Annotated in this window: 9 protein-coding genes; 5 read left to right on the top strand and 4 right to left on the bottom strand. The window is 68.9% G+C overall.

What is annotated here, in order from left to right; translation table 11 throughout:
- Nucleotides 1-296: 296 nt before the first annotated feature.
- The 4 genes from AB0I42_RS36870 to AB0I42_RS36885 all read left to right on the top strand — a co-directional run bounded on the left by AB0I42_RS36870 (nt 297) and on the right by AB0I42_RS36885 (nt 4,849).
- The gene (locus AB0I42_RS36870; RefSeq protein ID WP_357544414.1) at nt 297-1,571 is read left to right on the top strand and encodes a hypothetical protein; all 1,275 of its coding nucleotides are present in this window, start codon (nt 297-299) and stop codon (nt 1,569-1,571) included.
- 698 nt (nt 1,572-2,269) lie between these two features.
- Nucleotides 2,270-3,052 (top strand): hypothetical protein, encoded by a 783-nt coding sequence (locus AB0I42_RS36875; RefSeq protein ID WP_357544415.1) that lies wholly within the window; start codon nt 2,270-2,272, stop codon nt 3,050-3,052.
- A gap of 99 nt (nt 3,053-3,151) precedes the next feature.
- On the top strand, nt 3,152-3,490 hold the full coding sequence (locus tag AB0I42_RS36880) for a hypothetical protein (protein WP_357544416.1): 339 nt from the start codon (nt 3,152-3,154) through the stop codon (nt 3,488-3,490).
- Nucleotides 3,491-4,291: 801 nt separating this feature from the next.
- Complete coding sequence (locus AB0I42_RS36885) at nt 4,292-4,849, top strand: hypothetical protein (protein ID WP_357544417.1); 558 nt, start codon at nt 4,292-4,294, stop codon at nt 4,847-4,849.
- 95 nt (nt 4,850-4,944) lie between these two features.
- On the opposite strand, the gene AB0I42_RS36890 is transcribed toward AB0I42_RS36885, so the two are convergent.
- From AB0I42_RS36890 to AB0I42_RS36905, 4 genes are all read right to left on the bottom strand, one after another.
- The gene (locus AB0I42_RS36890) at nt 4,945-5,424 is read right to left on the bottom strand and encodes a hypothetical protein (protein WP_357544418.1); all 480 of its coding nucleotides are present in this window, start codon (nt 5,422-5,424) and stop codon (nt 4,945-4,947) included.
- Nucleotides 5,425-5,577: 153 nt separating this feature from the next.
- Complete coding sequence (locus AB0I42_RS36895; RefSeq protein WP_357544419.1) at nt 5,578-5,880, bottom strand: hypothetical protein; 303 nt, start codon at nt 5,878-5,880, stop codon at nt 5,578-5,580.
- Between the two features lie 338 nt (nt 5,881-6,218).
- Nucleotides 6,219-6,635 carry a hypothetical protein gene (locus tag AB0I42_RS36900; RefSeq protein WP_357544420.1) on the bottom strand — a complete coding sequence of 139 codons (417 nt, stop codon included), beginning with the start codon at nt 6,633-6,635 and terminating at the stop codon, nt 6,219-6,221.
- A gap of 348 nt (nt 6,636-6,983) precedes the next feature.
- Nucleotides 6,984-7,586, bottom strand: a complete 603-nt coding sequence (locus tag AB0I42_RS36905; RefSeq protein ID WP_357544421.1) for a hypothetical protein — start codon at nt 7,584-7,586, stop codon at nt 6,984-6,986.
- A gap of 650 nt (nt 7,587-8,236) precedes the next feature.
- Here AB0I42_RS36905 and AB0I42_RS36910 point away from each other — a divergent pair.
- The gene (locus AB0I42_RS36910) at nt 8,237-8,668 is read left to right on the top strand and encodes a hypothetical protein (protein WP_357544422.1); all 432 of its coding nucleotides are present in this window, start codon (nt 8,237-8,239) and stop codon (nt 8,666-8,668) included.
- Nucleotides 8,669-8,754: the final 86 nt, after the last annotated feature.

Genomic DNA, 8,754 nt, shown 5'->3' on the forward strand with positions numbered 1-8,754 from the left:
CGGCCTCGTGCCCGTGGTTGTCGTTGACGCTCTTGAAGCCGTCGAGATCGAAGATGGCAAGCGTCACGGGGTGACGGGCGGAGAGGACGGCGGTGCCCTGGCGGGTGCGATCGTTGTCGCACCTGTCGCCTAGAATCGGCGCAGAGCAGGACGCGCACGCCACGCCGCTGCCAGCCCCCGCCCACGCCGGGGCGGCGCCGTCGGTCAAGGTCCACCGGACCCGCGTAGACGACATCCTTCTGTCCGGCGTGACTCGGCGGGCGCGGCGTGGGAGCACCGCCAGAGACGAGACCGTCATGCCACGCGGAGACAACCAGGCCAGCAACTCGCGCAAGCGGGCCGCCCGGACCCTGGCCACCAGTGAGGGCATCCCCTACACTGCAGCGCTGCGTCGCCTCGGCGGCCAGCCCACACCACCGATCCCGGTCGAGGCGCTGGCAGCCGCCGACGTCGACCCGGCCGCCGGCTACGCCGCCGACGACTGGAGCTACCAGGCCCGCAGCGCCCGCCAGGCCGCGAACGCCCTGCGGTACTGGGAGCAGCGCCGTGCCGGCCGGCCGGTGCGGCTGTGGCAGGCCGAGATCGAGGTACGGTGCGCCGCGACCGGCGAGGACGAGGCATGGTGGCGGATTGCCCTGGGCTACATGCGCTATCCCCTGCACCGGGTGGCCGGGGTGCAGACCCACACCGTGTCACTGTCCGACGACGCGGACCAGACCCACGACGTCGCCCCGGTTCCCGACACCGACGTCGACCCGGCCGAGCGCCGCCGCCTGGAAGCCGACTACCCGCGCAGACCGATGCCGTGGCCGGTGCGGCCTGCACCTTACGGTCCGGAGAAGTCCTTCGACATCACCGACTACGCCGCCGCGCTGCGCCGAGGCGCCGCCCGCGCCGCCGGCCGGACCCCGACCGACCTGCCCGACCCCGCGCCGCTGCCGGCCGGCACCCGGCTCGGGATCTGGCGCGCGGTGCACCAGGCCGAGTTCCTCGCCGGCCACGACATCGCCGACGCCCGCCGCCGCGCCGCCGAGCTGGCCGCGACCATCGTCGACACCGACGGCCGGCCACTCGGCCGCGTCGTCGACCTGAAGCCCGACGACGGGTTCCGCAGCGCCACGTCCGGCGAATGGATCCACCCGGCCTGCTGGCCTAGTACCGACCCGGCACAGGAGTTGTGGGACGACCACGATGCTGCGGGCCAGCCCGCCGCGTCGCTCGCCCGGATCCTGGCCGACGAGGCCGACCGGCTCGCACGAAGCTGGGCCCAGAGCGAGGCCGAGCACCACGCCCTCGAGGCCCGCCTACACACCCAGCCCGACGGCACCCGGACCCTGTCCGCCCCGGCCGAACTCGAGCGGGCCGCACTGGCCGCCCGGTTTCGCCACGGCGGCAAGACCCCGGCGGAACTGCGGGCCGAGGCCGACCACTACGACTACATGGCCGACCGCGTGTACGGCAAAGCCGTCCACGACGACGACGACATTAAACGCGTCGAGGAAGCCGCCGCCATGGCCAAGACCCTGCGCCAGCTCGCCGACGAACGCGACGCCCGCGCCGGGCGGCACTGACGGGCGTGCCCGGCCCGGAACGTCGATCGGTGTGCGGGAGGGGCGTGGCTGAGGGGCCGGGCTAGCTAGGGCCCTTCCGCGTCGGGGTATCGGGCCGGAAGTGGGCGCGCATGAGCCAGCCGGCGATGACCTGCACGGTCGCGGGGTCGAGCGTACACAACGTCGCCGTTGATTCTCGGTCAGACATTGGCGACCGCGTGGGGCTGGGGCCACATGCGCAGGTGTGCGCGGTCATGACGAACCGGTAGGCCCTGGCTGGGGTGATGTCGCCGGCATCACCCCAGCAAACGCCGACCCGACACCCCCACCACCACCCGTGCCGCCCAGGCCGGCGGGATGTCGATCGCCACCGGCGCCCGGGCGGCCTGCGCATACCGTCCAGGGAACCGCTGGTGGCCCGGCTGATGCCGCCGGCATCAGCCGGTGATGCGGCGCCGATCGAAGGCATGCCGGCAGCGTACCGGTGCCATCCCGATACCAATTATCCGCCGCACCCCGTTTGGAGACAGATCATGACTGAACAAACTTTTGGATCCTGCGTTGTGGAACCGTTGCGCACAATCGGCCCACATGATAACGGGCGGTGATTCTCATATGCGTTTTCTGCCTGGTCTAAAAACTGTTCTGTCGATGCCTTGTGTTGATCTGTTCGACCTGGTGAGAATGTCGTCATATTCGTTGCGCGAAGGAGATGGTGAATGTCGCAAAAATTGGTGAGGCGTATGCTCGCGGCCTTGGTCGTGGTGGCTGTCGGGGTGGTCGTGGGGGCTACCCCGGCGGCCGCCGGCCCGGTCGAGTCGGGCAACGGGGCGGCGATGCCGAGGTACTACGAGATGGCCGCTACAACCACCGGCGCTGATCTGACCGCGCAGTGCGCGCTGCCGGTCGGTGAGCGTCAGGGGCCGTGGCTGTGCGGGAATCCGGAGACGCCGCCGCAGGTCAACGCCGGGGTGTGCTCGACGCTGGGCTGCTGGTACTACAACGCCAACTACTGGGCGGAGTTCTCCGGTGATGGCCTGTACGGGTACGGCGGCACCCACTTGGGGGCGGTGGAGTTCTTCTTCCAGGTCCGGTTCGCCGGCTCGACCTCCACATCCCGGCCCTTCCAACTGGAATCGACGCGCGGGACAAGAAATGTCCGGGCGACCGGGGAGAGAATCTATTTCTCCTCCGCTCGGCCGGAAGGGTGGCCAGTCAGTGACGGCGCGACCTATCGGACGTGGACCGGCGGCACCTACTCCGCCTACACGTTGATCAACGCGTTCGGATCGGGTGGCTACTCGCTTTCGGCCGCGTCGGTCGCGCATGCCGGTGTGGCACACCAGTGGGACTGGATGGACCCGTCCAGCGCCTATCCCGGCCGCTGGTGGTTCTTCATCAAGAGCCCGAAATTCGCCCGCAATTCCGCAGGCGCCTACATCCTCGCCAACCCGCCGGAAATGGGTGCCGCCTGGTACGGCTCTGGATGGAGCCCAAGCTAGGCCGAGCGCACCTCGGGAGGGCGGGCCACCGCGCGGTGGCCCGCCCCTCCCCCACGCGAAGAACGCAGGTGCTGGCTGCACCGGCCGTACGATGGGCAGGTGAACGAGTCCCGTCGCGCACAGGCGTTCTACCTGCCCGAGCCGGACCGTGACGGCTCGATCGCACCGCCGTCCGAGCCTCGGGCGCCGCGGCCTGGCCACGGCACCGTCTACGTCTGCCTCGGCATGGACACCCGCCGGAACCCGGTGTGGGAAGCGACGTGGGACGACGACCCCGGCGACGGCGATCCGCCCGGCTCGCACCACGTCGATGGCGACCGGGCGACCGTGCTCGCCTGGGCCCGCTCCCGCCCCGCCGCCGCCCGGCTCATCGCGACCCCGGCTTCCCCGCAGTGGCGTCCTCTGCCCGAGCGTGACGAGGACGTCGACGTTGGCTAGTCAACGCCCGGACGATCCCTCCAACACATCCGACCCCGTCCTGCCGGTCTCGCCCGGCTTCCCCAGGGCAGTCCAGACGGTGACGGCCGGCCCGTTGTTGATCTCGACATAGATGGCCCGGGTGGGATAGTGCTGGACCAGGACCGCCCGCCAGCAGGCGGCGATGTCTCGGGCGAGGGTTGGCAGGGGCGTCCTCGTACGGCGTCAGGTCGCAGTTGGCGAACAGGTCGGGCAGCGCCCACCGGTTGACGACAGCCTCGACCCGGGCTGTCTCGCCCGGGTACCGGGCGAACCAGGTGTCGACCGTCGAGGCGTCGAAGCGGTCAGCCAGGAACACCCCGCTCCGGTACTCGACCGTCGGCGGGTTGAACAGCCAGCCCGCCGCGATCGTCGCGGGCAACGAGGGCGCCTGGTTGAGGAAGTCGACCGGCACCCACGAGGCGGCCTGCGCTCCCCAGCCGTCCCGCCACACGGTGAAGAACGCGGGCAGCGGAAGCGGGGCGCCCTCACCACGAAGACTGTCCATGATGGAACCATACGGGCCGCGCCGATTCGGAGTCGTTGCGGCCACCACGGTCGGAAGGGACTTGAATGCGCGCGGGTCTGGCGGTGACTTGGACTCCAGGCGCGTACCCGAGACAGGCATGCGCCAGCCCCGTGTCAAGGGGCCACGGCCGAACGACACGCGATTCAGGTCTACAGTAGACCCAACGTCGTCGGGCCTGCTTCGCCGAACGGGGAGACGAGAAGATGCGGTCGGATCGGTCTGTCGACTGGCGGCGGGTAACGCGGTGGCTCGCGGTGGCCGGCCTGGTGGTCGCGGTCGCGATGACGGCGCACCGGTGGTGGTTGGTCATGGAGGTGCCGTCGCCCTGGTCCCAACCGGCCGTCTACGTCGACGCGATCCGTGACTGGTGGGCTCCGGCGCTGTTCGGTGTCGTGGGTGTGCTGATGCTGGCGGCATCGCCGCTTGCTCGGCGGACCCGCGATGCGGTACGCCGCGGTGACGCCATGCCGGTACTGGTGGTATCGATGGTGGCGCTGTTCGCGGTGTCGGCTGTCCAGGTCGGCCTGTCCCAGGTGAGCCAGGCCCGCGCCGACCGGTCGCTTGAACAGGCCACGGCCGACCTGTTCTACTCGTCCGCGGAGGAGATCGGTGACGAGAGGTTGTTCGTCCGTATCGAAGGTGTCGGTGGCCTCCACATGGTGATGGTTATGTCGCCGGACTACCGGCCGGCGGCCATCGCCCTGCTGTGCCACGTCGCCGGCCGGCCGCCTGCCGATGCTGGCGACGATGACATCCGCCTGGCACGCGACATCCTCGATCGTTACCCCGAAGCCGGCCGCTGCCCCGCGTGACAGCGGCCGGGCCACGGTCGATCGGATCAGTACGCCGGCGGGGACCGGCCGGGCGGCATGCCGTGCAGATCCGGTCGTGCACGGCGTCCGGTGCGTCAGGCAGGCTGGCCGGTCGTCGGATCGATCAGCACCAGGCGGACCAGCACGGTCCGGCGTACCCCTTGGTCGATCATCGCCTGGATACGGTGCCGGCCCTCGTAGATGCCCCCGTCGTCGTCGAGCATGAGCGGGTCGACGGTGCTGACCAGGCAGCGGATCGCCTCGACATCCCTGTCGCCGGTTCCCTCGGCGACGGCGAGGGCGATCACACGTTCGGCGAGTTCTTCGCCGGTCAGGCCCTCGGCGGTGGCCCGGCTGAGGAGCCGGATGGCGGCCTCGGACGCCGCCGCCCAGTCCTGGCCGTGGTAATCGCAGCAGTCGCGTAGCCGGGAGGCTGGCGCGACCTGGCGGGCGCGTCGTCGCGCCGCGGATGGCCGCCGGTCGACCATGCACGGCGGATGCTCCAGTTCCTCGGGCAGCGGGAGCCGGGAGACGTCGGTGATGTCGTGGTGCCACTGCTCGATCCAGTCGACCACTGTGCTCCTCTCGCAGGGGCGGACCGTATGAGCACGTCATCATCTCTGCGGACGGTGCCGGCCGTCTACGGCACGCCCGGCGCCGTTGCCCGGATGCGTGCTGCCATCGACGATGCCGTGATGACGCCGGTTGTCGCCTGGTGCGGATCCCGGCTAGGACGCCTCCGCTTCGGGCATGTCGGGCCGGAAGCGGGCGCGCATGATCCAGCCAGCGATGACCTGCACCGTCTCGGGGTCGAGAGTACGGGCGATGCTGTCGCGTGCCTGGTCCTCGAACGGGGTCGTGTCGACGCCCGTGAGCATCAGGGCCTCGGCCAGGACCAGAGAGCTGACCGACGCGAGGTGGCCGGTGGTTGGCGTGGGGATCCCGTGCGACACGGCGGCGAACTGCGCCCGCGCCTGCGTGTGACTGCCGTAGGGGCCGTTGTCCCGCAGCGGGCTGGGCTCGGTCGTCATGGTGCGCTCCAGTCGGTTGGTGTGGTGCGCTGCTGTCCTGCGCGAAGGTGATGCCGCCGGCATCACTGTGGGGCTCGGCCGGTGGTGCGTGTGTCGCCCTGGGCCGCGCAACGGTAGGCCGGACTGGTCCGCCAGGTCCGGTCGCGCCGAGATCCGGCACTCACATGGCACCGGACCCGGCGGGCAGCCCGGGTCGACGTCGGTGATGTCGTGGTGCCGTTGCTCCACCCAGTCACGAGGGACCTGTCCCCCGGCTGGACGTGGGCGGTTGTACGACGTGGAACATCGGCATCCGCGCGCCTGTGTGGCCCGTTCTGGTCGCCATCTGGCAGGGCGGCTCAGGGAAGGGGGATGGCGAGTCCGAGCGGTCCTGTCGCGTTCGGCGCGGAGATGGTCAGGGTCCGGGCCGAGGCGTTGAGGGCAGGGCCGAACATCCGGGTTTCCACGAGCAGGCCGGCAGCCTCGGAGGAGTAGTAGGAGAACTCGACGTACTCACCGCCGGTGTCATCGACGGCTCGCCACTTCGAGTGGCTGGCAAGTCTGGTGATTGGATCACTGTCGACGTTCCTGGGGGCGAGTCGCAGTGCCATGCAGGTGGTCCACAGTTCCAGGCTTATCAGTGTGACGTCGGATTCCTCGGCCAGGTCGTGCAACGGTACGACCCGGGTTAGCCGCGCCCCGGAATGGGCGGCGTAACCGGCGGCGGCCGGCTGGGAAGTGTCGCGGGTCACCGTCGCGGCTGAATGCCGCAGCATTCGAATGCGTTGCTCATGAGAGGGGGTGGCGGTCTGTGTGAGAGTGCGAACGCCATCCGCCCCGGATGGAGCGCCGAGGCCGGCCAACAGCGCGACCTTGTCCTGTTGGGTCAGGACCCCGGACGCCACCAGTCCGGAGGCCACTCCGTGTATTTCGGCCCGCGTGACGGCGTGGGATGAATGGGGGTCGCTGGCTACCCGTCGGTGGAACGACGAGATCAGGTCTTCGAGGTACCGGCGGGGGTCCATGGTCGCTCCCTAGCGTACGGTGACGCCCGCAAGTCTAGGGTTCACGGCCGCCCCCGTACGACTCGTACGGGGGCGGCCGCGGCAGTTAGCGGTTCGGGGTCACGGGTAGATCGGTGGCAGGTAGGCGGTGTCGGTGGTGACGGAGCACTGGAGCATGTCGTCGGCGAGCAGGAGGCAGGAAGGGGGCGTACTGCTCCAGATCCAGCCGGCGGGCAGGACCAGGGTGACCAGTCCGGACCACCAGTAGGTGCCCGAGGCGGACGGGCCGCCGATGTTGGCGCCGACGGAGTTGCCGAGGATGCAGTTCGAGCAGGTGAAGATGTTTCCGGCCGCGACGTTCGAGCCGTTGAGCCATTCCGCAGACTCGACGATGATGCCGCCCATCGACTGCCCCGGGGCCGTCGTGGTGCACAGCACCTTCGAACTCCAGTCACTCTCCGTTCCGGACAGGACACCGTTGACGTAGTAGCCGGTGACCTGGCCGGAGATGTCGCCGTAGTCGCAGCCGCCGAGCGGCGGATCCTGCATCAGCGCGTTGCGGTGGGTGAACGACGCCCGAGCCTTGGGCTGTTTCGCGAACGCCTCGACGACAAGAACCTGTCGGTCGGACTTCGATGCCTCTGCTGGCGCTGCCTGCGCCATGGACGGGCTCAACGCGACGGCAATCGCGGCGCCAATCACGACGGCAAGAATTCTCCGCACAATCCATCCTTCCGGTGCGAGTGATCATTCGGCATGTGTCGAAAAGAGATCTCCGGGAGGGTTACGGCCGCATTCCGATGATTGGTGACCTCCGATCCCAATGTCAAGTTTGTTACAAACCTGACCGCCGCCTGAAGTGTCACAACTTAAAATCATGAGCCGGCGCCCGAAGATTGGGCCCACGCGGCTTGAAGTGCGCGGGATGTCGTGTTGATCTCGGCAGTCCGGAATTCCGTCTATGGTCTGTCGATTCGGTGCGATGCCGTTGTCCGGGAGCCCTGCAAGCCGATCGTAGGTCCACACCACGAAATGCCGTATCGCAGGCCGACGTCCGACCGGCGTCGCGGGAAAACATCAGATGTTCTGCCCCGGGTGAATTGCGGATGCCGGTATGGCTGAGTGGCGAGATGCCGGCCATTGACCAGCTGTGTTCGGCAGTCCAGAATCGGGTCTTCGTTCCTCGGTAGGCGGTGCCGGCGCGCCCCGCCGACCTGGTGGCGGCACCGCCTACCGAGGGTTGCCTAAGTCGGGTCATAGATCACGCGGGCCAAAGGAGGCAGTGGCGAACTTCTAAGCCCTTGAGTACGAGACCTCCTCCTCTTAGGGGCAGGCACAGCAAGCCCCACTACACAGAGAGGGCTCACGACTACATGCTGCGTAAAACCCGGATGATCCTCGTGACAGCAATCGCAACCATGGTGGTCGCCGCAGGTCTCGCCGTACCAGCCCAGGCAAGCGTCTCGACCACCTCGACCACCTCGTTCCACGTCCAGACCGGCAACACGTTCACTACCGGCACACTCACCTTCTACAACCGAAGCGTCAGGGTCCTGGGGTACACCCGGGCCACCGCCGGAGCTTGCCGCCAGACGGTGGTGGAGACGCGCGGCAGCAGTCATGTCCTGCTCGGGGTGGGTAAGACTGCAAACGGATGCGCGGGCACGTCCAGTTGGGACTTCCCGTTCGACTTCACCGTCCAGGCCGACCGGCCGGGCGGTGCGGCCTACGTTTGGGTCTGCCTCTTCGGGGGCCTACCGAACAGCACGCCCAAAGAGCTGCTCTGTCGGTGGTTCTGGCCCTGACGTCTCGTGTCTCGAATGTAGGCACCCAGCCAGTTCCTGGCGATGCTGCCCTACCTCGCCACGATCCTCGCCGTCGCCGGTCTGGT

The sequence above is a fragment of the Polymorphospora sp. NPDC050346 genome (assembly GCF_040655695.1).
Classification (GTDB): domain Bacteria; phylum Actinomycetota; class Actinomycetes; order Mycobacteriales; family Micromonosporaceae; genus Polymorphospora; species Polymorphospora lycopeni.

What these genes read in the sequence shown, in the direction of transcription:
- AB0I42_RS36870 (WP_357544414.1), top strand. Translation starts at nt 297, where the DNA reads ATGCCACGCGGAGACAACCAGGCCAGCAACTCGCGCAAGCGGGCCGCC.
- AB0I42_RS36875 (WP_357544415.1), top strand. Translation starts at nt 2,270, where the DNA reads ATGTCGCAAAAATTGGTGAGGCGTATGCTCGCGGCCTTGGTCGTGGTG.
- AB0I42_RS36895 (WP_357544419.1), bottom strand. Translation starts at nt 5,880, where the DNA reads ATGACGACCGAGCCCAGCCCGCTGCGGGACAACGGCCCCTACGGCAGT.
- AB0I42_RS36900 (WP_357544420.1), bottom strand. Translation starts at nt 6,635, where the DNA reads ATGCTGCGGCATTCAGCCGCGACGGTGACCCGCGACACTTCCCAGCCG.
- AB0I42_RS36910 (WP_357544422.1), top strand. Translation starts at nt 8,237, where the DNA reads ATGCTGCGTAAAACCCGGATGATCCTCGTGACAGCAATCGCAACCATG.